The sequence below is a fragment of the Streptomyces lushanensis genome, assembly GCF_001700515.1.
Lineage (GTDB): Bacteria > Actinomycetota > Actinomycetes > Streptomycetales > Streptomycetaceae > Streptomyces > Streptomyces lushanensis.
The window spans coordinates 1-23062 of the sequence record NZ_MAUD01000012.1; the positions used below are offsets into that span (position 1 = coordinate 1).

Annotated in this window: 18 protein-coding genes, 3 tRNA genes and 1 pseudogene; 4 read left to right on the forward strand and 18 right to left on the reverse strand. The window is 68.1% G+C overall.

The features are described 5' to 3' along the window. Positions 1–991: M48 family metalloprotease (locus tag BFF77_RS00825; protein WP_245703000.1), on the forward strand; the 991-nt coding region annotated here is incomplete at its 5' end. Between the two features lie 130 nt (positions 992–1121). On the opposite strand, the gene BFF77_RS00830 is transcribed toward BFF77_RS00825, so the two are convergent. The 10 genes from BFF77_RS00830 to BFF77_RS00875 form a co-directional block, all read right to left on the reverse strand. Then, entirely contained in the window at positions 1122–5024 is a 3903-nt protein-coding gene (locus BFF77_RS00830) for a DNA-directed RNA polymerase subunit beta' (RefSeq protein WP_066942712.1), read from the reverse strand. Between the two features lie 127 nt (positions 5025–5151). Then, on the reverse strand, positions 5152–8634 hold the full coding sequence (rpoB, locus tag BFF77_RS00835) for a DNA-directed RNA polymerase subunit beta (protein ID WP_066942714.1): 3483 nt from the start codon (positions 8632–8634) through the stop codon (positions 5152–5154). 585 nt (positions 8635–9219) lie between these two features. Beyond that, positions 9220–9603 (reverse strand): 50S ribosomal protein L7/L12, encoded by a 384-nt coding sequence (gene rplL / locus BFF77_RS00840; RefSeq protein WP_066942716.1) that lies wholly within the window; start codon positions 9601–9603, stop codon positions 9220–9222. 84 nt (positions 9604–9687) lie between these two features. Continuing rightward, a complete protein-coding gene (rplJ, locus tag BFF77_RS00845) occupies positions 9688–10248 on the reverse strand; it encodes a 50S ribosomal protein L10 (protein ID WP_066942718.1) in 561 nt (186 codons plus the stop codon). Positions 10249–10511: 263 nt separating this feature from the next. Beyond that, positions 10512–11390, reverse strand: coding sequence for an SCO4651 family lipoprotein (locus BFF77_RS00850; RefSeq protein ID WP_066942720.1), 879 nt, complete (start codon positions 11388–11390; stop codon positions 10512–10514). 210 nt (positions 11391–11600) lie between these two features. After that, a complete protein-coding gene (gene rplA / locus BFF77_RS00855) occupies positions 11601–12323 on the reverse strand; it encodes a 50S ribosomal protein L1 (protein WP_066942722.1) in 723 nt (240 codons plus the stop codon). Between the two features lie 83 nt (positions 12324–12406). Next, positions 12407–12841: a 50S ribosomal protein L11 gene (rplK, locus tag BFF77_RS00860; RefSeq protein WP_066942724.1), complete on the reverse strand. Its 435-nt coding sequence runs from the start codon at positions 12839–12841 to the stop codon at positions 12407–12409. 242 nt (positions 12842–13083) lie between these two features. Beyond that, positions 13084–13965, reverse strand: coding sequence for a transcription termination/antitermination protein NusG (gene nusG / locus BFF77_RS00865; protein ID WP_066942725.1), 882 nt, complete (start codon positions 13963–13965; stop codon positions 13084–13086). Between the two features lie 72 nt (positions 13966–14037). Further along, complete coding sequence (gene secE / locus BFF77_RS00870; protein ID WP_066942727.1) at positions 14038–14322, reverse strand: preprotein translocase subunit SecE; 285 nt, start codon at positions 14320–14322, stop codon at positions 14038–14040. Between the two features lie 108 nt (positions 14323–14430). Next, a tRNA-Trp gene (locus tag BFF77_RS00875) sits at positions 14431–14503 on the reverse strand. A gap of 225 nt (positions 14504–14728) precedes the next feature. Here BFF77_RS00875 and BFF77_RS00880 point away from each other — a divergent pair. Continuing rightward, positions 14729–15955: a pyridoxal phosphate-dependent aminotransferase gene (locus BFF77_RS00880; protein WP_066942729.1), complete on the forward strand. Its 1227-nt coding sequence runs from the start codon at positions 14729–14731 to the stop codon at positions 15953–15955. Positions 15956–16176: 221 nt separating this feature from the next. Further along, positions 16177–17205 (forward strand): adenosine deaminase, encoded by a 1029-nt coding sequence (locus BFF77_RS00885; RefSeq protein WP_079124696.1) that lies wholly within the window; start codon positions 16177–16179, stop codon positions 17203–17205. Between the two features lie 33 nt (positions 17206–17238). Here the strand turns inward: BFF77_RS00885 and BFF77_RS00890 are convergent, their stop codons facing one another. From BFF77_RS00890 to BFF77_RS00925, 8 genes are all read right to left on the reverse strand, one after another. Next, positions 17239–18324, reverse strand: coding sequence for a UDP-N-acetylmuramate dehydrogenase (locus BFF77_RS00890; protein ID WP_079124699.1), 1086 nt, complete (start codon positions 18322–18324; stop codon positions 17239–17241). A gap of 130 nt (positions 18325–18454) precedes the next feature. Beyond that, complete coding sequence (locus tag BFF77_RS00895; protein WP_066942735.1) at positions 18455–19885, reverse strand: DHA2 family efflux MFS transporter permease subunit; 1431 nt, start codon at positions 19883–19885, stop codon at positions 18455–18457. A 94-nt stretch (positions 19886–19979) separates the two neighbouring features. After that, positions 19980–20540: a TetR/AcrR family transcriptional regulator gene (locus BFF77_RS00900; RefSeq protein ID WP_066942737.1), complete on the reverse strand. Its 561-nt coding sequence runs from the start codon at positions 20538–20540 to the stop codon at positions 19980–19982. A 211-nt stretch (positions 20541–20751) separates the two neighbouring features. Further along, complete coding sequence (locus BFF77_RS00905; protein WP_066942739.1) at positions 20752–21180, reverse strand: MaoC family dehydratase; 429 nt, start codon at positions 21178–21180, stop codon at positions 20752–20754. A gap of 5 nt (positions 21181–21185) precedes the next feature. Next, positions 21186–21638: a MaoC family dehydratase N-terminal domain-containing protein gene (locus BFF77_RS00910; RefSeq protein ID WP_066942740.1), complete on the reverse strand. Its 453-nt coding sequence runs from the start codon at positions 21636–21638 to the stop codon at positions 21186–21188. Between the two features lie 126 nt (positions 21639–21764). After that, positions 21765–21929: a 50S ribosomal protein L33 gene (rpmG, locus tag BFF77_RS00915; protein ID WP_003956487.1), complete on the reverse strand. Its 165-nt coding sequence runs from the start codon at positions 21927–21929 to the stop codon at positions 21765–21767. Positions 21930–22021: 92 nt separating this feature from the next. Next, positions 22022–22094: transfer RNA gene (locus BFF77_RS00920), tRNA-Met, on the reverse strand. Between the two features lie 47 nt (positions 22095–22141). Next, positions 22142–22214, reverse strand: a tRNA-Thr gene (locus BFF77_RS00925). A 384-nt stretch (positions 22215–22598) separates the two neighbouring features. Here BFF77_RS00925 and BFF77_RS00930 point away from each other — a divergent pair. Further along, positions 22599–23062: pseudogene (locus BFF77_RS00930) on the forward strand (hydrolase); the annotation flags it as partial.

Here is a 23062-nt window from a genome sequence, read left to right on the forward strand (position 1 = left end):
GCGCCGCGTCCATATCGCCGAGCACCAGCGCGGCGCGGACGCCACCGCCGTGGGCAGCCTGCTGCTCCATGTGCCGAACTTCCTGTGCAGCCTGTTCGTGGTGGCCCTGCCCTCCGCGTTCCTGGGCGGCTTCGGCATCCTGCTGATACTCGTCTGGCTGGCCAGTGGCGTGCTCGTCTTCCACCGGCCGACCGAGAGCGTCATCGCCCGGCGGCTGCTGGGCCTGAGCCATCCGCTGCCCCAGGAGCGGGCCCTGCTCGAACCGGTCTGGCGCGAGGTCACCGCCCGTGCCGGTGTCGAGGCGGACACGTACGAGCTCTGGGTCGAGGACAGCGACAGCCTCAACGCGGTCGCGGCGGCCGGTCATATCGTCGGTGTCACCCGGTTCGCGATGCACCAGTTGCCCAACGGCGAGCTGGCCGCGGTCCTCGCCCATGAGCTCGGCCACCATGTCGGGGGCCATGCCTGGTCGTCGCTGCTCGGCCACTGGTACGCGCTGCCCGGCCGGATGGCCTGGCGGTTCCTGCGCGCGTTCTCCCTTGTCGTCCTCGCCGTCTCGCGGGCCTTCTCCTGCTTCGGCGTCGGCATCGTGCTGCTGGTCTTCGGCGCCTTCGCCCTGGCCACGATCAGCTCGCTGTACGGGCTTCCGCTGCTCGTGCTCGCCATGCCGTACGCGCTGGCCGCCGTGGGCCGCCGCGCCGAGCTACGGGCCGACCGGCACGCGGCGGCTCTCGGCTTCGCGCCGATGCTCGCGGCCGTGCTCCACAAGATGCATCTGGCGGAGCAGCGGCGGGAGGCCACGGCCATGGCGCGGCGCGGCGGTGTTCCCGTGCGCGAGAGCTCCCTGTCGAAGCTGCTCTCGTCCCATCCGGACCACTCCACCCGGCTGCACCATCTCCAGCCGTATCTCCAGCCCCGGCCGCACCAGGCCCAGCCGTACGCCCAGCCCCAGCCGCACGTCCCGCCGCCCTCCTACCCCCGGCACCGCTGAAGCCCCGCCGAGGCACCGCCGCGGCGCACGGGCACGGGTCCCGGACATGCCGGAGGGCGGCCACCCGTACGGATGGCCGCCCTCCGGTCCGCTCACGCCTCAGCGATGCGCGGATCGTTCGTCACGCTGATCACTGGTTGTACGGACCGTAGTCGTAGTCCTCCAGCGGAACGGCCTGGCCGGAGCCGGTGCCGAACGGCGAGTAGTCGATGTCGTCGTAGCCCACGGCCGAGTACATCGCGGCCTTGGCCTCCTCGGTCGGCTCCACCCGGATGTTGCGGTAACGGGACAGACCCGTACCGGCCGGGATGAGCTTACCGATGATGACGTTCTCCTTGAGGCCGATCAGGGAGTCCGACTTGGCGTTGATCGCCGCGTCGGTGAGGACCCTGGTCGTCTCCTGGAAGGACGCCGCCGACAGCCACGACTCGGTGGCCAGCGAGGCCTTGGTGATACCCATGAGCTGCGGACGGCCGGAGGCCGGGTGGCCGCCTTCCGTGACCACACGGCGGTTCTCGGTCTCGAACTTCGACCGCTCCACCAGCTCGCCGGGCAGCAGCTCCGCGTCGCCGGACTCGATGATCGTCACCCGGCGCAGCATCTGCCGGATGATGATCTCGATGTGCTTGTCGTGGATCGACACACCCTGCGAGTTGTAGACCTTCTGGACCTCGCCGACCAGGTGGACCTGGACCGCGCGCTGACCGAGGATCCGCAGCACGTCGTGCGGGTTGGTGGCACCCACGGTGAGCTTCTGGCCCACCTCGACGTGGTCGCCCTCGTCCACCAGCAGCCGGGCACGCTTGGAGATCGGGAACGCCGTCTCGTCGCTGCCGTCGTCCGGGGTGACGACCAGCTTCTTGGTCTTCTCCGTCTCCTCGATACGGACGCGGCCGGCCGCCTCCGAGATCGGGGCGACACCCTTGGGCGTACGGGCCTCGAAGAGCTCGACGACTCGGGGCAGACCCTGGGTGATGTCGTCACCGGCCACACCACCGGTGTGGAAGGTACGCATCGTCAGCTGGGTGCCGGGCTCACCGATGGACTGGGCGGCGATGATGCCGACCGCCTCACCGATGTCGACCAGCTTGCCGGTGGCCAGCGAGCGTCCGTAGCAGAAGGCACAGGTGCCGACCGCGGACTCGCAGGTCAGGACCGAGCGGGTCTTGACCTCCTCGACCCCCGCGTTCACCAGCGCGTCGATCAGGACATCGCCCAGGTCGACATTGGCCGGCGCGATGACCTTGCCGTCGATGACGACGTCCTCGGCGAGCATCCGCGCGTACACGGAGGTCTCGACGTCCTCCGTCTTGTGGAGCACACCGTCGGCGCCCTTGACCGCGATCTTCAGCTTGAGGCCGCGGTCGGTGCCGCAGTCCTCCTCACGGATGATCACGTCCTGCGAGACGTCCACCAGACGACGGGTCAGGTAACCCGAGTCGGCGGTACGCAGGGCGGTGTCGGCCAGACCCTTACGGGCACCGTGCGTGGAGATGAAGTACTCCAGCACGGACAGGCCCTCACGGAAGGACGCCTTGATGGGACGCGGAATCGTCTCGTTCTTGGCGTTCGACACCAGACCACGCATACCGGCGATCTGACGCATCTGCATCATGTTTCCGCGGGCGCCCGAGTTCACCATCATGAAGATGGGGTTGGTCTTCGGGAAGTTCGCGTTCATCGCCTCGGCGACCTCGTTGGTCGCCTTGGTCCAGATCGTGATCAGTTCCTGCGTGCGCTCCTGCTTGGTGATCAGACCGCGCTCGTACTGCTTCTGGACCTTCTCGTCCTGTGCCTCGTAGCCCTGGACGATCGCCTTCTTCGCCTCGGGCACGACCACGTCGGAGATGGCCACGGTGACACCGGAACGGGTCGCCCAGTAGAAGCCCGCCGCCTTCAGGTTGTCGAGCGTCGCCGCCACGATGACCTTGGGGTAGCGCTCGGCCAGGTCGTTGACGATCTCGGAGAGCTGCTTCTTGCCCACCGAGTAGTCGACGAACGGGTAGTCCTCGGGCAGCAGCTCGTTGAAGAGCGCGCGGCCCAGCGTCGTACGCAGCCGGAAGCTGTCGCCCTGCTGGTACTCCTGCTGCTCGCCGTCCTCGACCGCCGGCGGGGTCCAGCCGCGCGGCGGGATGGTGCCCACCGGGAAGCGGATGTCGACCTTCGCCTGGAGCGACAGCTCCCGGTTGTCGAACGCCATGGTCGCCTCGGCGCTGGAGCCGAAGGACCGGCCCACGCCCTTGACCTCGCGCTCCTCCTCGTCCGTGGTGAGGAAGAAGAGACCGAGCACCATGTCCTGGGTCGGCATGGTGACCGGACGGCCGTCGGCCGGCTTGAGGATGTTGTTCGAGGACAGCATCAGGATGCGGGCCTCGGCCTGCGCCTCCGCGGAGAGCGGCAGGTGGACGGCCATCTGGTCACCGTCGAAGTCCGCGTTGAACGCGGTGCAGACGAGCGGGTGGATCTGGATGGCCTTGCCCTCGACGAGCTGCGGCTCGAAGGCCTGGATACCGAGACGGTGCAGGGTCGGCGCACGGTTCAGCAGCACCGGGTGCTCGGCGATGACCTCTTCGAGCACGTCGTACACGACCGTACGGCCGCGCTCGACCATGCGCTTGGCCGACTTGATGTTCTGCGCGTGGTTCAGGTCGACCAGGCGCTTCATCACGAACGGCTTGAAGAGCTCCAGCGCCATGGCCTTCGGCAGACCGCACTGGTGCAGCTTGAGCTGCGGGCCGACGACGATCACGGAACGGGCCGAGTAGTCGACGCGCTTGCCGAGCAGGTTCTGACGGAAACGGCCCTGCTTGCCCTTGAGCATGTCGCTCAGGGACTTCAGCGGGCGGTTGCCGGGGCCGGTCACCGGACGGCCGCGGCGGCCGTTGTCGAACAGCGCGTCGACGGCCTCCTGGAGCATCCGCTTCTCGTTGTTCACGATGATCTCGGGGGCACCGAGGTCGAGGAGACGCTTGAGGCGGTTGTTCCGGTTGATCACACGGCGGTACAGGTCGTTCAGGTCGGACGTCGCGAAGCGGCCACCGTCGAGCTGCACCATCGGACGCAGGTCCGGCGGGATCACCGGGACGCAGTCCAGCACCATGCCCTTGGGACTGTTGCTGGTCTGGAGGAACGCGGAGACGACCTTGAGGCGCTTGAGCGCGCGGGTCTTCTTCTGGCCCTTGCCGGTACGGATGATCTCGCGGAGGCGCTCGGCCTCCTCGTCCAGGTCGAAGGACTCCAGACGCTTCTGGAGCGCGGCGGCGCCCATCGAACCGTCGAAGTACGTGCCGAAGCGGTCACGCAGCTCGCGGTAGAGCAGCTCGTCGCCCTCCAGGTCCTGGACCTTGAGGTTCTTGAAGCGGTTCCACACCTCGTCGAGACGGTCGATCTCGCGCTGGGCGCGGTCACGGAGCTGCTTCATCTCACGCTCGGCGCCCTCGCGCACCTTGCGGCGCACATCGGCCTTGGCGCCCTCGGCCTCCAGCTCGGCCAGGTCGGTCTCGAGCTTCTTGGCGCGGGCCTCCAGGTCGGCGTCGCGGCGGTTCTCGACCTGCTGGCGCTCGACGGAGACATGCGCCTCCAGCGAGGGCAGATCGCGCGTACGGCGCTCCTCGTCCACGAAGGTGATCATGTACGCGGCGAAGTAGATGACCTTCTCCAGGTCCTTCGGCGCGAGGTCGAGCAGGTATCCGAGGCGCGACGGGACACCCTTGAAGTACCAGATGTGGGTGACCGGCGCGGCCAGCTCGATGTGGCCCATCCGCTCACGGCGCACCTTGGCGCGCGTGACCTCCACGCCACAGCGCTCACAGATGATGCCCTTGAAGCGGACACGCTTGTACTTGCCGCAGTAGCACTCCCAGTCCCGGGTGGGGCCGAAGATCTTCTCGCAGAAGAGTCCGTCCTTCTCGGGCTTGAGCGTGCGGTAGTTGATGGTCTCCGGCTTCTTCACTTCGCCGTGGGACCAGGTCCGGATGTCGTCCGCGGTGGCGAGGCCGATCCGCAGCTCGTCGAAGAAGTTGACGTCGAGCACTTGTCGTCAATCCCTCTTTCGGGGGTTCGAGCCCCCTCGCGTCAGCGAGAAATATGGGGCACTTCAGCAATGGTCTGAACGGGTCCGGGGAGAGCCGGCCGGATACGGGATCCGGCCGGCCAACCCGTCAGACCTCTTCGACGCTGCTCGGCTCGCGCCGGGACAGGTCGATACCGAGCTCCTCCGCCGCGCGGAAGACGTCCTCGTCCGTGTCGCGCATCTCGATGGACATACCGTCCGAGGACAGCACCTCCACGTTGAGGCAGAGCGACTGCATTTCCTTGATGAGCACCTTGAAGGACTCGGGAATGCCGGGTTCGGGGATGTTCTCGCCCTTGACGATGGCCTCGTAGACCTTCACGCGGCCGGTCACGTCGTCGGACTTGATCGTCAGCAGCTCCTGGAGGGCGTACGCGGCGCCATAAGCCTCCAGCGCCCACACCTCCATCTCACCGAAGCGCTGACCGCCGAACTGGGCCTTACCACCCAGCGGCTGCTGGGTGATCATCGAGTACGGGCCGGTCGAGCGCGCGTGCAGCTTGTCGTCGACCAGGTGGTGGAGCTTGAGGATGTACATGTACCCGATCGAGATCGGGTCCGGGAACGGCTCACCGGAGCGGCCGTCGAACAGATGGGCCTTGCCGGACGGCTGCACCATCCGGTTGCCGTCGCGGTTGGGGATCGTGGCCTCGAAGAGACCGGAGATCTCGTCCTCGCGCGCGCCGTCGAAGACCGGGGTGGCGACATTGGTGCCGGGGGCGACCTCGTCGGCGCCGATGGCCTTGAGCCGCTCCATCCACTCGTCGCTGCCCTCGACCTTCCAGCCCTGGCTGGCGAGCCAGCCGAGATGGATCTCCAGGACCTGTCCCGGGTTCATCCGGGACGGGACACCCAGCGGGTTGAGGATGATGTCGACCGGGGTGCCGTCCTCCAGGAACGGCATGTCCTCGATCGGCAGGATCTTGGAGATGACGCCCTTGTTGCCGTGGCGTCCGGCGAGCTTGTCACCGTCGGTGATCTTGCGCTTCTGCGCGACGTACACGCGGACGAGCTGGTTCACGCCCGGCGGCAGCTCGTCGCCCTCCTCGCGGTCGAAGACCCGTACGCCGATGACCTTGCCGGTCTCGCCGTGCGGCACCTTCAGCGAGGTGTCACGGACCTCACGGGCCTTCTCGCCGAAGATCGCGCGGAGCAGACGCTCCTCGGGGGTCAGCTCCGTCTCGCCCTTGGGCGTGACCTTGCCGACCAGGATGTCCCCGGCGACGACCTCGGCACCGATACGGATGATGCCGCGCTCGTCGAGGTCCGCGAGGACCTCCTCGGAGACGTTCGGGATGTCCCGGGTGATCTCCTCGGGGCCGAGCTTGGTGTCACGGGCGTCGACCTCGTGCTCCTCGATGTGGATCGAGGAGAGGACGTCGTCCTGGACCAGCCGCTGGCTGAGGATGATCGCGTCTTCGTAGTTGTGGCCCTCCCACGGCATGAACGCCACGAGGAGGTTCTTGCCGAGCGCCATCTCGCCGAGCTGGGTGGCGGGGCCGTCCGCCAGCACCTGGCTCTCCACGACCCGGTCGCCCTCGTTGACGACGACCTTCTGGTTGACCGAGGTGCCCTGGTTGGAGCGGGAGAACTTGGCGATGCGGTACGTGGTGTACGTGCCGTCGTCGTTGGCGACGGTGATGTAGTCGGCGGAGACCTCCTGGACCACACCCGCCTTCTCCGCCTTGATCACATCGCCGGCGTCGACGGCGCAGCGGTACTCCATGCCGGTGCCGACGAGCGGCGCCTCGGAGGTGATCAGGGGCACGGCCTGGCGCATCATGTTCGCGCCCATGAGGGCACGGTTGGCGTCGTCGTGCTCCAGGAACGGGATCATGGCGGTCGCGACCGACACCATCTGGCGCGGCGAGACGTCCATGTAGTCCACGTCCGTGCCGGGCACGTAGTCGACCTCACCGCCACGGCGGCGGACCAGGACACGGGGCTCGGTGAAGCGCAGGTCGTCGGAGAGGAGCGCGTTCGCCTGGGCGATGACGAACCTGTCCTCCTCGTCGGCGGTCAGGTAGTCGACCTCGTCGGTGACCTGGCCGTCGGTGACCTTGCGGTACGGAGTCTCGACGAAACCGAACGCGTTGACCCGGCCGTACGAGGCGAGCGAGCCGATCAGACCGATGTTCGGGCCTTCGGGGGTCTCGATCGGGCACATGCGGCCGTAGTGCGAGGGGTGCACGTCACGGACCTCGAAGCCGGCCCGCTCACGGGAGAGACCACCGGGGCCAAGAGCCGACAGACGGCGCTTGTGGGTGAGACCCGACAGCGGGTTGTTCTGGTCCATGAACTGCGAGAGCTGGCTGGTGCCGAAGAACTCCTTGATGGAGGCGACGACCGGCCGGATGTTGATCAGCGTCTGCGGCGTGATCGCCTCGACGTCCTGGGTCGTCATGCGCTCACGCACGACGCGCTCCATCCTCGCCAGACCCGTACGGACCTGGTTCTGGATGAGCTCGCCGACGTTGCGCAGACGGCGGTTGCCGAAGTGGTCGATGTCGTCGGTCTCGACGACGATCGTGCTGCCGTTCTCGCCGACCGTCTCGGTCTCGCCGGCGTGCAGCTTGACCAGGTACTTGATGGTCGCGATGACATCGTCGGTGGTGAGCACGCCGGCGTCCAGCGGCTCGTCGGCGCCGAGCTTCTTGTTCACCTTGTACCGGCCGACCTTGGCGAGGTCGTACCGCTTGGGGTTGAAGTAGAGGTTCTCCAGCAGCGTCTGAGCGGCCTCACGCGTCGGGGGCTCGCCCGGGCGCAGCTTGCGGTAGATGTCGAGCAGCGCGTCGTCCTGGCCCTGGGTGTGGTCCTTCTCCAGGGTGGCGCGCATGGACTCGTACTCGCCGAACTCCTCCAGGATCTGCTCGGTCGTCCAGCCGAGAGCCTTGAGGAGGACGGTCACGGACTGCTTGCGCTTGCGGTCGATACGGACACCGACCATGTCGCGCTTGTCGATCTCCATCTCCAGCCAGGCACCCCGGGACGGGATGATCTTGGCGGAGTAGATGTCCTTGTCGGACGTCTTGTCGATCGAGGAGTCGAAGTAGACACCCGGCGAGCGGACCAGCTGGGACACCACGACACGCTCGGTGCCGTTGATGACGAAGGTGCCCTTGTTGGTCATGAGCGGGAAGTCGCCCATGAAGACCGTCTGGGACTTGATCTCGCCGGTCTCGTTGTTGGTGAACTCGGCCGTGACGAAGAGCGGGGCGGCGAACGTGAAGTCGCGCTCCTTGCACTCGTCGATCGAGTTCTTGGAGGGCTCGAAGCGGTGGTCGCGGAAGGTCAGCGACATCGACCCGGAGAAGTCCTCGATCGGGGAGATCTCCTCGAAGATCTCCTCCAGACCGGACTTCCTGGGGACGTCCTGCCCGTTCTCGAGAGCCGCCTCGACACGAGCCTTCCAAGCGGCATTGCCGAGCAGCCAGTCAAAGCTCTCGGTCTGCAGCGCAAGGAGGTTCGGAACCTCGAGGGGCTCCTTGATCTTTGCAAAGGAGATGCGCAGCGGGGCGGTGCTGGCGCCGTTGTTCGTATTCGCGGTCGAGGCGTTGCGCGAGGCGGCCAAGAGGGGGTCCTTCCGAGGGCTCGGACTCACTACGCGCGTACCGGTCCCAAGCTGGGCACGGAGAGAGAAAGCCCAGTTCAGGGCCTTTCAACCACCGATGCTCATACGAGGGGGTGCCCCTGGTGACGGGCAGGGAGCAGCTAACAGGCAGCGCAAAGGGTCAGTGTAGCCACTTGGCACACTGATGTCCAGAGCGGGTTTTCCGACACCCTCGTTGTTCTCAACACCCTTGTCTCAACTGCGGCAAGCCTTCGCGCCGTAGGCGCACATCGATACTGCCCTCTTCGCCGTCGATCCATGCCTCGGATCCGGATCGATTGTGCCGACTGCGCCGACGCGTTCCTGAGAATTGCGCGCTGCGTGCGGTTCGTCAAGGCCCCCCACCCCCTGCGGAGCGTGACTGGGCGTACGGAAGCACGGCGATGATCACGATACTCGTCGCGGACGGAAGAGCAAGGCAGCCCTCACGTGAACGCGAAAGGGCGACCACCCGACTGGGTGATCGCCCTGCGCGTCAACATCGCGCCTCACGGCACCGGGACCTCCTCGTACGCCCGAGGGCGCCCGTGGCGGACCCGTACGGTGTTACTTGACCTCGACGGAGGCGCCGGCGTTCTTGAGGGACTCGGCGGCCTTCTCGGCGGCCTCCTTGGCGACCTTCTCCAGGACGGGCTTCGGGGCGCCGTCCACGAGGTCCTTGGCCTCCTTCAGACCCAGGGAGGTCAGCTCACGCACGACCTTGATGACCTGGATCTTCTTCTCGCCGGCACCGGTGAGGATGACGTCGAACTCGTCCTGCTCCTCGACGGCCTCGGCCGGGGCACCGGGGACACCGGCGACCGGGGCGGCGACCGCGGCGGCGGCGGTGACGTCGAACTTCTCCTCGAAGGCCTTCACGAACGCGGAGAGCTCGATGAGGGTCATGTCCTCGAACTGCGCGAGCAGGTCTTCCTGGCTGAGCTTCGCCATGATGGCGGTCCTTCCACTATTTCGGCTGGTGCCGTATGTACAGTTCCGCGGGCGTACCGGCCCGCTGCGACCGAGCGAGCGTGATTACTCGGACTCGGCCTCGACGGGAGCCGGCGTACCGGCACCGCCCTGCTCTTCCCTCTTGACGCGAAGCGCTTCCGCCGTGCGGACGAACTTCGACGGAAGGGCCTGGAAGAGCGAGGCAGCCTGCGACTGCTTGCCCTTCATGGCACCTGCCAGCTTGGAGAGCAGAACCTCGCGGGACTCGAGGTCCGCGAGCTTCTTGATCTCATCGGCGCTGAGCGCCTTACCGTCAAGGACGCCGCCCTTGATGATGAGATTGGGGTTGTCCTTGGCGAAGTCACGAAGACCCTTCGCCGACTCCACCGGGTCACCGGTGACGAAGGCAACCGCCGTCGGACCCGAGAACAGGTCGTCCAGCGTGTTGATCCCGGCCTCGTTGGCCGCGATCTTGGTCAGCGTGTTCTTCACCACGGCGTACTGGGCGTTCCCACCGAGAGAACGGCGCAGCTCCTTGAGCTGCGCCACGGTGAGACCCCGGTACTCGGTCAGCACGGCGGCGTTCGAGCTGCGGAACTTGTCCGTCAGCTCGGCCACCGCGGCAGCCTTGTCGGGCCTAGCCATGAGCGTCGGCCTCCTTCCGGGTGATGAGGACCGCTCAGAAGGGGCTGGGAACAGCGAAACGCCCCGGCGCAGGCGCACGGGGCGTAGCTCGACCGAATGGAATCCGGGAGCTGTCCACGATCACCTGCGCAGGTCGTCCGCGGCTAGCGGATCCTTCGGCCGCCGCACACTCCTACGAGCACACGGCAACGACCAGCGGTCTTTGGCTTCTCAGGAACAGTACGTCAAGGGCGCCGGGCCAGGCAAATCGCGGCGCGGGGCCATCAGCCGGCCTGGGCGCCCGCCATCATCTCGGCGAGGTCGACGGTCTCGGAGGCCGGCGGGGCCTTGATCGTCACGGGCTTGTTGAAGTCCGTGAAGGTGATCGTCATGTCGAGCGGGCCCTTCTTGGACTCGCCGCGGGTGCGGAACTGCTTGGTGTGGTCCTCGCCGTCGATCCACATGTCCATCGTCAGCTCGTCGACGCCCATGTCCTTGTACGCCTTGAGAGTCTTCTCGCTCTTCTCCTTGGCCTTCGCGTCGCTCCCGAGCGCCGCGGTCATCTGCTCAAGGGTCAGCGTGCCGGTGTAGTGCGTCGTGCTGACGCCGTCGACGGTCTCCTCGCCGACCTTCTTCAGGTCCTTGGCGGCGGTGAGGGTGCCGGACTCGGCGGCCGGGTTCTTGTCGACCTGGCTGGAGAGACCGCCCAGCGGGTTGTCCCCGCCCTTGGTGAGGGCCTCCATGGGGAACTTGATCCAGCTCTTGCCGTCCATCTCCGCCGCGGCTTCCTTGCCGCCGTTCATGTACATGCCGCCGGAGGTGATGCGGATCTCGAACTCCTGCTGCTTGCCCTCGACCTCACCCCGCATCTTCATCTGGATGGCTATCGGCTTCATGCTCATCGAGGCCTCGCCCGAGACGGCACCCTCGCCGGGAACGCTGCCCTTCATCCTGTAGCTGATCGACGTGAACTTCTCGTTGTTGGCGGCGGCCTTCCGCACGGCGGCGACCGGGGACATCTCCACGGTCTTCGCCGGGGCCTCGCCGCCGTCGGTCCCGCTCTTCGCGGCGGGCTTGCCGCTCTCCGCCGAGCAGGCGGCCGTACCGCAGAGCAGCAGGCCCGCGAGCGCGGTCGCCGCGATGTTCCGATAAGTCGTCTTCATGGATTCCCCCCACGAACAGGTAAAAGATCTTCCGGACGTGCCGAACTCTACCGGCCGTCTCTGACAGCGCCGGTGAATAAACCCCGCCCGCCCGCGCCGAGCGCCCCGCCGACCAACGAGGCCGGTCCCCGCGCCTCCGGAGAGGTGCGGGGACCGGCCTTTGCCGTGTGCGCCCGTGCCGCGGGTGCGGCCCGGCGGCTGCCGTCGATGTCAGACGGCGGCCGGGTCCTCCTCCACGAGGAGGTTGCGGGTGCGGTTGCCGTCCAGCGGGATGCCGGGGCCCATCGTCGTCGTCAGGGTCGCCTTCCTGATGTAGCGGCCCTTCGCGGCGGACGGCTTCAGACGGAGGATCTCCTCCAGCGCCGCGGCGTAGTTCTCCACCAGCTTCGTCTCGTCGAAGGAGACCTTGCCGATGATGAAGTGCAGGTTCGAGTGCTTGTCGACGCGGAACTCGATCTTGCCGCCCTTGATGTCGTTGACGGCCTTGGTGACATCCGGGGTGACCGTGCCGGTCTTCGGGTTGGGCATCAGACCACGCGGGCCGAGAACACGGCCGAGACGGCCGACCTTGCCCATGAGGTCCGGGGTGGCGACGACGGCGTCGAAGTCCAGCCGGCCCTTCGAGACCTCGTCGATGAGTTCGTCGGCGCCGACGATGTCGGCGCCCGCGGCACGCGCGGCCTCGGCACGGTCACCGGTCGCGAAGACCAGGACCCGGGCGGTCTTGCCGGTGCCGTGCGGAAGGTTCACGGTGCCACGGACCATCTGGTCGGCCTTGCGCGGGTCGACGCCCAGACGCATGGCCACCTCGACGGTGCCGTCGAACTTGGTGGTGGTGGTGTCCTTGGCGAGACGGACGGCCTCGAGCGGGGCGTAGCTGCGCTCCCGGTCGATCTTGGCGTCCGCGCCGCGGAGAGCCTTGCTGCGCTTCACTTCTTCTCCTGGTGGTTCGTACAGGTGTGGAGTTCGTGGTCCGGGCCGCGCATGGCCCTGCCACTGGGGCTTGCCCGGCTGGGTCAGCCCTCGACCGTGACGCCCATGGAACGGGCGGTGCCGGCGATGATCTTCTCGGCGGCGTCCAGGTCGTTGGCGTTCAGGTCGGGCATCTTGGTCGTGGCGATGTCGCGCACCTGGTCGCGGGTGAGCTTCGCGACCTTCTTGACGTGCGGCTCGCCGGAGCCCTTGTCCACACCGGCGGCCTTGAGGATCAGCTTGGCGGCCGGCGGAGTCTTGGTGACGAAGGTGAAGGAGCGGTCGTCGTAGACCGTGATCTCCACCGGCACGACCATGCCACGCTGCGACTCGGTCGCGGCGTTGTAGGCCTTGCAGAACTCCATGATGTTGACGCCGTGCTGGCCCAGTGCGGGGCCGACCGGCGGAGCCGGATTGGCCGCACCGGCGTTGATCTGGAGCTTGATGAGCCCCGTGACCTTCTTCTTCTTGGGAGGCATGTGCTCTCTCCGGGTCCTAGTGAGAGTTTTCAGCCGACCGTCCGGTCATCCGGATGGAGGCATACCGCACAACGATAACGGGTATAGGTGCGCGGCCAAAAACCGACAGGTCAGACATCTGTGGGAGCCTGTCTGACCTGGTCGGAAGCTGTTGTTCCGGAGTTACCGACGGAGAGCCGCCGAGCCGGGGGAAGCGTGACGGCCGTACGCGGCCGGCGCTCCCGGTTCTCGTTCGGTCCCGCTCAGTTCTTCTGGATCTGGTCGAAGCTCAGCTCGACCGGGGTCTCCCGGCCGAAGATCTCGACCAGGCCCTTGACCTTCTTCGAGTCGGCGTTGATCTCGTTGATGGTCGCCTGGAGCGTGGCGAACGGACCGTCGGTGACGGTGACCGAGTCGCCGACCTCGAAGTCGAGCACCTGGACCTCGACCTTGCGGGCCGGAACCGGCTTGCCCTCGGCCTCGGCGGCCTCGCGGGCGGCCTTCTCCTCGGCCTCCGGCGCGAGCATCTTGACGATCTCGTCCAGCGTCAGCGGATACGGGTCGTAGGCGTTGCCCACGAAGCCGGTGACACCGGGAGTGTTGCGGACGACGCCCCAGGACTCGTTCGTCAGATCCATCCGCACCAGGACATAGCCCGGAAGCTTGTTCTGGCGGACGTTCTTGCGCTCGCCGTTCTTGATCTGGACGATCTCTTCCTCGGGGACCTCGGCCTGGTAGATGAAGTCCTCGACGTTCAGCGAGACGGCGCGCTGCTCCAGGTTGGCCTTCACGCGCTTCTCGTAGCCCGCGTAGGTGTGGATGACGTACCACTCGCCGGGCAGACCGCGGAGCTCCTCACGGAGCGCGGCGATCGGATCGGCGGGGACATCGGCCGGAGCCTCGTCCTCGGTGTCTTCCCCGTCACCGGACTCGTCGCGCGCGTCCTCGGCGACGTCGTCGTCCGCCTCGGTGTCGTCGTCCTCGTCCTCGATGTGAAGGGCAGCCTCTTCGGCCGGCTCGCCGGCGGCGACATCAGCGGCTTCGGCCTGGTCTGGCTCGACAGCGTCCGCCGCCTCGACGATGCCGGTTTCGTCCTCTCGGGACTCCTCCGACTCGCTGGCGTCGTTCAGTTTCGGGTCAGACACGGTGGCTGCTTCTTCCTGGCTCAATGGGTGGAACACGCGAAAGGGGCGCCGCGCCGGGCGCCCTTCGCGGGATCAGCCGAAGACGTACTTGATCGCATTCTGGAAGCCGTAGTCAATCACGGTCACCAGACCGATCATGATGACAACGAAGACAATCACCACTGTGGTGTACGTCGTCAGCTGATTGCGAGTCGGCCAGACGACCTTGCGCAGCTCGGCGACGATCTGACGGTAGAAGAGCGCGAGACGGCCCAGAGGACCCTTCTTGCCGCGCTTGCCACCCTTACGGGGCTTCTTCGACTCAGCGGACTCATCGTCGGCATCAGGCTTGTCGATGGAGCCCACGGCGTCCGTCACGCTCTCTCACCTGATTCCCGGTCGTGGCCGTGCCGCGCCCGGGGGAGCCGCACGGCGGTGCATTGAATGTACGTACATGTGCACACAGCCTGGCGGAGGCTTGTGTAGCAGGGCCGGAGGGACTTGAACCCCCAACCGCTGGTTTTGGAGACCAGTGCTCTACCAATTGAGCTACGACCCTTTGTGTCTTCCTCAACCTACCGCATCCGACCGGGTGCACGGAGTGCCTGGTACGGACCTGTCTGCCGAGGCCCAACGACGAGTGAGTGTACGTGGTCGTGGCGCCCGCGTCGAACAGCTTGTGCCGTAACGATTCCCGAGCGGGCCGTTCACAGAGCCGTCCTCCCCCTGTTCGCCGGACGAAACCTGTGTGCCGGGGAGGTTTCGGGTCTGGGACCATGGCCGTATGAGCGCTGAAATCCCACCCACCGAACGCCGGGTCTCCGCCCGCGTCGGCGCGATCTCCGAGTCCGCGACCCTCGCCGTGGACGCCAAGGCCAAGGCACTGAAGGCCGCCGGGCGTCCGGTGATCGGCTTCGGCGCCGGCGAGCCCGACTTCCCGACGCCCGGCTACATCGTCGAGGCGGCCGCCGAGGCCTGCCGCACTCCCAAGTACCACCGCTACACGCCGGCCGGCGGGCTCCCCGAGCTGAAGGCCGCCATCGTCGCCAAGACGCTGCGCGACTCGGGCTACGCGATCGAGGCCTCCCAGGTCCTGGTCACCAACGGCGGCAAGCAGGCGATCTACGAGGCGTTCGCGGCCATACTGGACCCCGGTGACGAGGTCATCGTCCCGGCGCCGTACTGGACCACCTATCCCGAGTCGATCCGGCTGGCCGGCGGTGTCCCGGTAGAGGTCGTGGCCGACGAGACCACCGGCTACCGCGTCTCCGTCGAACAGTTGGAGGCGGCCCGTACCGAGCGTACGAAGGTCGTGCTCTTCGTCTCACCGTCCAACCCGACGGGCGCCGTCTACAGCGCCGCCGACACCGAGGCCATCGGCCGCTGGGCCGTCGAGCACGGGCTGTGGGTGCTGACGGACGAGATCTACGAGCACCTCGTCTACGGCGACGCCGCGTTCACCTCGCTGCCCACCGTCGTACCGGAGCTGCGCGACAAGTGCGTCGTGGTCAACGGTGTGGCGAAGACCTATGCGATGACCGGCTGGCGTGTGGGCTGGCTCATCGGCCCCAAGGACGTCGTCAAGGCCGCGACCAACCTCCAGTCGCACGCCACGTCCAATGTGTCCAATGTCGCGCAGGCCGCCGCGATCGCCGCCCTCACCGGTGATCTCGCGGCCGTCGCCGAGATGGGCACCGCCTTCGACCGGCGCCGCCGGACCATCGTGCGGATGCTCAACGAGATCGACGGTGTGCTCTGCCCCGAGCCCGAGGGCGCCTTCTACGTGTACCCCTCGGTCAAGGCCCTCCTGGGCAAGGAGATCCGGGGCAGCCGGCCGCGGACCACGGTCGAACTGGCCGCGCTGATCCTGGAGGAGGTCGAGGTCGCGGTGGTGCCCGGCGAGGCCTTCGGCACGCCCGGATATCTGCGGCTGTCGTACGCGCTCGGGGACGAGGACCTGGTGGAGGGCATCGCCCGGATGCAGAAGCTGCTGGCCGAGGCGCAGGACTGACGCTCTTCACGGCCTGGTGGCGCGAAGACCGCCCTTGCGGCACGAAGCGCATGAACATGCGTGGAAACGTGCCGAATCGCACCAGATCGCATTGAAGCGCATCGAAACCTGTGCGGAAAACGGGCTCACGGTCACGGCCGGAGCCCGTTTTTGCGTTCGAGCAAGATCTCGATCGGGGAAAGGGGCTGCCGGTCGGCCCTCACGTGCGGCAGGATCCTGGAATGGAGAGCACCACCCGCCCCCGCGACCTCAGCCTGCTGCCCAAGGCGCATCTGCATCTGCACTTCACCGGTTCGATGCGGCCCACGACGCTGCTCGAACTCGCCGACAAGTACGGCGTCCATCTTCCCGACGCGCTGACCAGCGGCGAACCGCCCAGCCTGCGCGCCACCGACGAGCGCGGCTGGTTCCGTTTCCAGCGGCTGTACGACATCGCCCGGTCCTGTCTGCGCGCGCCGGAGGACATCCAGCGGCTGGTGCGCGAGACCGCCGAGGAGGACGTACGGGACGGCTCGGGCTGGCTGGAGATACAGGTCGACCCCACCTCGTACGCACCGCTGCTCGGCGGGCTGATCCCGGCACTGGAGATCATCCTGGACGCCGTGGACGCCGCCGCCAGGGAGACCGGTCTCGGGATGCGGGTACTGGTCGCGGCGAACCGGATGAAACATCCGCTGGAGGCCAGGACCCTGGCGCGGCTCGCCGTGCGGTACGCGGACCGGGGCGTCGTCGGCTTCGGGCTCTCCAACGACGAGCGCCGCGGGATGGCCAGGGACTTCGACCGCGCCTTCGCGATCGCCAGGGAGGGCGGACTGCTGGCCGCGCCGCACGGCGGCGAGCTGACGGGGCCCGCGTCCGTACGGGACTGTCTGGACGATCTGCGCGCCGCCAGGATCGGGCACGGCGTGCGGGCCGCCGAGGATCCCAAGCTGCTGCGCAGGCTCGCGGACCGGGGCGTGACCTGCGAGGTCTGCCCGTCCTCCAATGTGGCGCTGGGCGTCTACGAGAAGCCGGAGGACGTGCCGCTGCGGACACTGTTCGAGGCGGGAGTGCCGATGGCGCTCGGCGCGGACGATCCGCTGCTGTTCGGCTCACGGCTGGCCGCGCAGTACGAACTGGCCCGCACGCACCACGGTTTCAGCGACGCGGAACTGGCCGAGCTGGCGCGCCAGTCGGTCCGCGGCTCGGCGGCGCCGCCGGATGTACGGGAGAAGCTGCTGGCGGGGATCGACGGCTGGCTGGCGGAATGAAACACCCGGTCGGCCGACGGACCGGCCGGCGGATCACCAAAGGCTGACGCCGACCGTCACGGGCTCGTTCACCAGTGTGATCCCGAACACCTCGTGGACTCCGGCGACCACCTCACGGGCGAGTGTGAGCAGATCCTCGGTGGTCGCCGCGCCCCGGTTGGTGAGGGCGAGGGTGTGCTTGCCGGAGATACGGGCCGGGCCCGTGCCGTATCCCTTGGTGAATCCGGCCTTGTCGATCAGCCAGGCCGCCGAGGTCTTCGTCAGGCCCTCGCCCGCGGGGAACGCGGGCGGTGACACCTCGGCGCCGAGGCGGGCCCGTACGCGGCTCACGAACTCGGCGTGCTCCCGCTCGGTGAGGACCGGGTTGGTGAAGAAGGAGCCGGCCGACCAGGTGTCGTGGTCCTCGGGGTCCAGCACCATGCCCTTGCCCGCCCGCAGTTTGAGGACGGTGTCCCGGGCGACGGCGGCGGGCACGCGGTCGCCGGGCTCGACGCCCAGGGCGCGGGCCGTCTCGGCGTACTTGAGCGGGGCCGAGAGCCCGCCCGCGTCCTCCAGCGCGAAGCGGACCCGCAGGACGACATACCGCTCGGGATGCTCCTTGAAGCGGCTGTGGCGGTACGAGAAGGCGCATTCGGCGTTGGTCAGCGTGACGGTCCCGCGGGCGGCGCGGTCGTAGGCGACGACCTCGGTGATGGTGCTCGACACCTCCTGGCCGTACGCGCCGACGTTCTGGATGGGCGTGGCGCCGGCCGATCCGGGGATGCCGGCGAGGCATTCGATGCCCGCCAGACCCGCGGCGACGGTACGGGCGACGGCGTCGCTCCAGACCTCGCCCGCGGCCAGCTCCAGCGTGGTCCCGTCGAGCGTGAAGCCGCGGGTCGCGATGCGCAGGGCCGTGCCCTCGAAGCCCTGGTCCCCGATGACCAGATTGCTGCCGCCGCCGATGACCAGGAGCGGCGTGCCGGCCGCGTCCGCCTCGCGCACGACGGCGGTGACCTCGTCGTCGGTGACGGCCGTGACGAGCCGGGCGGCCGGGCCGCCGAGCCGGAAGGTGGTCAGGGGGGCGAGGGGCGCGTTGCGGAGTTCGTGCACGGGGACAAAGTAATCCGATTGCTGGATCGAATGGCAACACGGCACGGGCCGTCACCGTCCGGGGGTCGGACGGCGACGGCCCGGAGCCGGGCGGCGCGGTGGGCCGGCGGCCGGCGGGGCGAGCGGCGGAGGATCAGGCGTTGGATCAGGCGTTGGATCAGGCGGCGGCGGGCTCGTACTCCTCCGCCTCCTTCTCGGCCGGGACCGTCCGCCCGGCGCTCCGGCCCGGGATGATCAGCGCGGTCAGCGCCGCGAGCGCCACCGCTCCCGCGCCGATCCAGAGCGCGGGGACGGTGCCGTCGGCGAAGGAGTCGGCGGACTCGTAACCGCCCCGCGCGGCGAACACCGCGCCCAGGATCGCGACTCCGAGCGCTCCGCCGACCTCGCGCAGGGCGTTGTTGGCGCCGGAGGCGATGCCCTGTTCGGCGGGGCGGACGCTGGACATGACCAGGCTGGCGGCCGGCGCGAAGTACAGCCCCATGCCGATACCGCTGATGATCAGAGCGGGAAGCTGGGCCCCGTACGACACTCCCGGTTCGATGACCAGCGCGAACCAGCCGAGCCCGACGGCCTGGAGGGTCAGCCCGGCGGCGACGACCGGACGGCCTCCGACGCGGTCGGAGACCAGACCGGAGACCGGCGCGACGAGCAGGGGCATCGCGGTCCACGGGAGCATCCGCAGACCGGCCTCCGTGGGCGAGTAGCCGAGGACGCCCTGGAGGAACTGGCTGAGCAGGAAGATCGAGCCGAACATGCCCAGGAACATCAGCAGGCTCGCGACGTTGATGCCGGTGAAGGCACGGCTCCTGAACAGGCGCATGGGCAGCATCGCGTCCGGGCGGCGCATCCCATGGCGTACGAAGGCCACCAGCAGCGCGGTCCCGCCGAACAGGCCCAGCAGCACGGTGGCGCTGGTCCAGCCGTCGGTGTTGGCGTTGACCAGGGCGTAGACGATACCGAAGAGGCCACCGCTGATCAGTACGGTGCCGGGAACATCGAGCCGGGCACCCGGCCCGTACGACTCCTTCAGGCGCAGCCGGGCGAGCGGCAGCAGGGCCAGCCCTATCGGAACGTTCAGCCAGAAGATCCAGTCCCAGGAGATGTGCTCGGTGAGGCTTCCGCCGACAAGCGGACCGCTGGCGACGGCGAGGCCGGTGATCGCGCCGAAGATGCCGAGGGCAGCCCCCCGGCGTTCCGCGGGAACGGCCGCGGTGAGCAGGGTGAGGGCGAGCGGCATCATGATCGCCGCGCCGACGCCCTGGACGGCGCGCGCCGCGATCAGCGCGTCGATGCCGGGCGAGAGGGCGGCGGCCGCGGAGGCACCGGTGAAGACCGCGAGACCGGCGACGAAGAGTCTGCGGCGGCCGAACCGGTCGCCGAGGGCCGCTCCGAACATGAGGAGAACGGCGAAGGTGAGCGTGTAGGCGTTCACCGTCCACTCCAGATCTCCCAGCGCGCCGCCGAGGTCCTCGCGGATGGACGGCAGCGCTGTCGTGACGACGAGGTTGTCCAGGGCCGCCATGAAACTGGCGGCACCGGTGATGACCAGGGCCCAGGCTGCGGAGCCTCGGGCTGCGGGCGGCGTCATCGCTTTTCCCTTCAGATTAGTAATTGATGACTAACTTTCATGGACAGCGAAAGGCATACACACGCGCCGGAAGGCGCTCGCGCAGCCGGGCACCTCAGTCGCCGGCCGGCCTCGCGGAGTCGTAGACACCGGACCAGACGCGGTTCCCGGGCGGAAAGCCCAGGGAGAGCAGGGTGTTGATCAGCATTCCGTAGGCGAGGAAGGTCGTGGTCTCCTTGACGTCCGCCCCGAGCGCGAGGTGGACCGTGTCCCAGAGGTCCAGCCAGTCGGCCCGCACGGATTCGCCGAAGGCGTGGTCGCCCGCGGCCTCCGCGGACGCCACCGCGACACACATCTGCATCTGCATGTGCAGCTTCTCCGGATCCTCGGCGATGAGCTTCTGGTACGCGCCGGCCATGGCATGGAGGGCCTCGTCCCCCTCCAGTCCCTCGGACGCCGACTCGAAGACCCGGTTGGTGTCCTCCAGGCAGCGCCGGGACGCGGCGAGGAAGATGGCTTCCTTGTTCGGGAAGAGCCGGAAGAGATACGGCTGCGAGACGCCCACCCGGCGGGCGATCGCCTCCGTGGAGGTGCCGTTGTAACCGCTGCGGGCGAACTCCGTGATCGCCGCGCGGACGACGCTCTCGCGCCGCTCTTCTGCGCTCATCCTGACCATACGAGAAAGCTATTGGCCACTCACTAACTTTGTCAAGCAACGGGCAGGGACCTCCAGAAGACCGCGAGGGGTCCCCGTCGGCTGTAGGAGAGGTCCCGCGCCGGCGAGAGGTGAACCGTGAACCGGCGGGGGTTCCCCGCCCCTGCGGGGAGGTAAGGGGCACCCGCCACGGCGAGCACCCCTTACAGCAGGGAGAGAAGGACCCTGGCGATCAGGCCAGGCGGACAACGGCGCGGGACATCCCCAGCACCTTCTGTCCCGCGCTCATGGCCGTCAGATCCACCCGGACCCGGCTGTCGTCCAGCTTGGCCGCGACCTTGCCACTGACCTCGACCAGGGCGCCGATGTCGTCGTTGGGCACCACGACGGGCTTGGTGAAGCGCACGCCGTACTCGACGACCGCTCCCGGGTCGCCGACCCAGTCGGTCACCACCCGGATCGCCTCGGCCATGGTGAACATGCCGTGCGCGATGACGTCCGGCAGCCCGACCTCCTTGGCGAACTTCTCGTTCCAGTGGATCGGGTTGAAGTCCCCCGAGGCGCCCGCGTACCGCACGAGCGTCGCCCGCGTGACGGGGAAGCTCTGCGCGGGCAGCTCCGTACCGACCTCGACCTCGTCGTAACCGATCTTCGCCGTCATCGGTGTCACGCCTCCTCGGCGGCGCGCGCCACCAGCTTCGTCCACGCGGTCACGACATGCTCGCCGGCCTCGTCGTGCACCTCGCCGCGCACATCGATGATGTCGTTCCCCGCGAGCGACTTGATCGTCTCGATGGTGGAGGTGACCGTCAGCCGGTCCCCCGCCCGTACGGGACGGGAGTACGCGAACTTCTGGTCGCCGTGCACCACCCTGCTGTAGTCCAGACCGAGCTGCGGATCGGCGATGACATCACCCGCGGCCTTGAAGGTGATCGCGAACACGAACGTCGGCGGGGCGATCAGGTCGCTGTGGCCGAGCGCCTTGGCGGCCTCGGGATCGGTGTACACCGGATTGGGGTCGCGCACCGCCTCGGCGAACTCGCGGATCTTCTCCCGGCCGACCTCGTACGGCTCGGTGGGCGGATAGCTCCGCCCCACGAAGGACTGATCGAGCGCCATGGACTCGCTCCCTCCTGATGGATGTGACCACTACACAACGGCACGAGGCCGCTACGGACGAACGGGGCCGCCACAAACGACGCGAGGCCGTCCCCCAGTGGGGACGGCCTCGCATACGAGCCTGATTCAGCGGGTTTCGCGGTGCGCGGTGTGCGAGTTGCAGCGCGGGCAGTGCTTCTTCATCTCAAGACGGTCCGGGTTGTTGCGCCGGTTCTTCTTGGTGATGTAGTTCCGCTCCTTGCACTCCACGCAGGCCAGCGTGATCTTCGGGCGGACGTCGGTGGCAGCCACGTGAGTGCTCCTTGGACGGACAACGGATGAAAAGATGAACGCAGAAAAGAGTAGCCGATCGAAGGACCGACCCCGCAATCGGCTACTGTGTGTAGCGGTGACCGGACTTGAACCGGTGACACAGCGATTATGAGCCGCTTGCTCTACCGACTGAGCTACACCGCTTCGATGTTGGATCTCCTCGCCCGGAGGCGAGGATCACCGAACATCTGAGCCCCAATACGGAATCGAACCGTAGACCTTCTCCTTACCATGGAGACGCTCTACCGACTGAGCTATTGGGGCGAGCGATGAAGACATTACACGGTTGGTCGCCGTTCGCCCAAATCCGTTTCCCGGCCATCTTCCCTGCCCTTGGCCGACCACTGGCCGTCCCCCGACCGACCCTGCGGGGGCCCGCGCACCCGCCCTGTCCGGGCTCGGTTCCGGGCTCCGTTCGGGCTCCGCCTGCGGGCTCCGTCCCGGCACCTTCCTGGGCCCACGGGTGGGCTCGCCGGTACGACTATTGCGCTCTTCCTCGAAGCACGGCCGGGGCGCGCCTAGGCTCGACACGGGCCGCGTGATCTTGCCCGCCCGAGCCCGCCGGAAAGCCCCGCCGCAGAGCCCGCACCCGCACCCGCACCGGAGCCCCACCACAGCCGCACCGGAAACGCCCGCACCAGGAGCGCGATGCCCGACAGCCAACCGCAGCCGTCCGACGGCGGTACGGCCGACTCCAGCGCGCTCGTGCTGACCGGCGCCCGCCTCACCGACGGCCGCACCGTCGACGTACGGCTCAGCGCGGGCCGGATCGAGGCCGTGGGCACGGCCGGCAGCCTCGGCGCGCACGGCTCCCGGGTGGACCTCGCCGGCTATCTGCTGCTTCCCGCCCCGGCCGAGCCGCACGCCCACTGCGACACCGCGCTCACCGCGCCGGCCTGCGACGGGCCGGTCTCGTACGCTCCCGAGGACGTCCAGCGCCGCGCCACCGAGGCCACCCTGCTCCAGCTCGGGCACGGCGCGACCGCACTGCGTTCCCATGTGCGGATCGGCGACGCGCAGCAGCTCGGCCGTATGGAGGCGGTGCTCCAGGCACGGCGCTCGCTGCGCGGTCTCGGCGATCTGACGGCCGTCGCCGTGCCTGGAGCACCGCC

Coding starts and splice junctions, on each gene's coding strand:
- rplL (WP_066942716.1), bottom strand. CDS start 9,603: ATGGCGAAGCTCAGCCAGGAAGACCTGCTCGCGCAGTTCGAGGACATG.
- rplJ (WP_066942718.1), bottom strand. CDS start 10,248: ATGGCTAGGCCCGACAAGGCTGCCGCGGTGGCCGAGCTGACGGACAAG.
- BFF77_RS00850 (WP_066942720.1), bottom strand. CDS start 11,390: ATGAAGACGACTTATCGGAACATCGCGGCGACCGCGCTCGCGGGCCTG.
- rplK (WP_066942724.1), bottom strand. CDS start 12,841: ATGCCTCCCAAGAAGAAGAAGGTCACGGGGCTCATCAAGCTCCAGATC.
- BFF77_RS00880 (WP_066942729.1), top strand. CDS start 14,729: ATGAGCGCTGAAATCCCACCCACCGAACGCCGGGTCTCCGCCCGCGTC.
- BFF77_RS00885 (WP_079124696.1), top strand. CDS start 16,177: ATGGAGAGCACCACCCGCCCCCGCGACCTCAGCCTGCTGCCCAAGGCG.
- BFF77_RS00895 (WP_066942735.1), bottom strand. CDS start 19,885: ATGACGCCGCCCGCAGCCCGAGGCTCCGCAGCCTGGGCCCTGGTCATC.
- BFF77_RS00900 (WP_066942737.1), bottom strand. CDS start 20,540: ATGGTCAGGATGAGCGCAGAAGAGCGGCGCGAGAGCGTCGTCCGCGCG.
- BFF77_RS00905 (WP_066942739.1), bottom strand. CDS start 21,180: ATGACGGCGAAGATCGGTTACGACGAGGTCGAGGTCGGTACGGAGCTG.
- BFF77_RS00910 (WP_066942740.1), bottom strand. CDS start 21,638: ATGGCGCTCGATCAGTCCTTCGTGGGGCGGAGCTATCCGCCCACCGAG.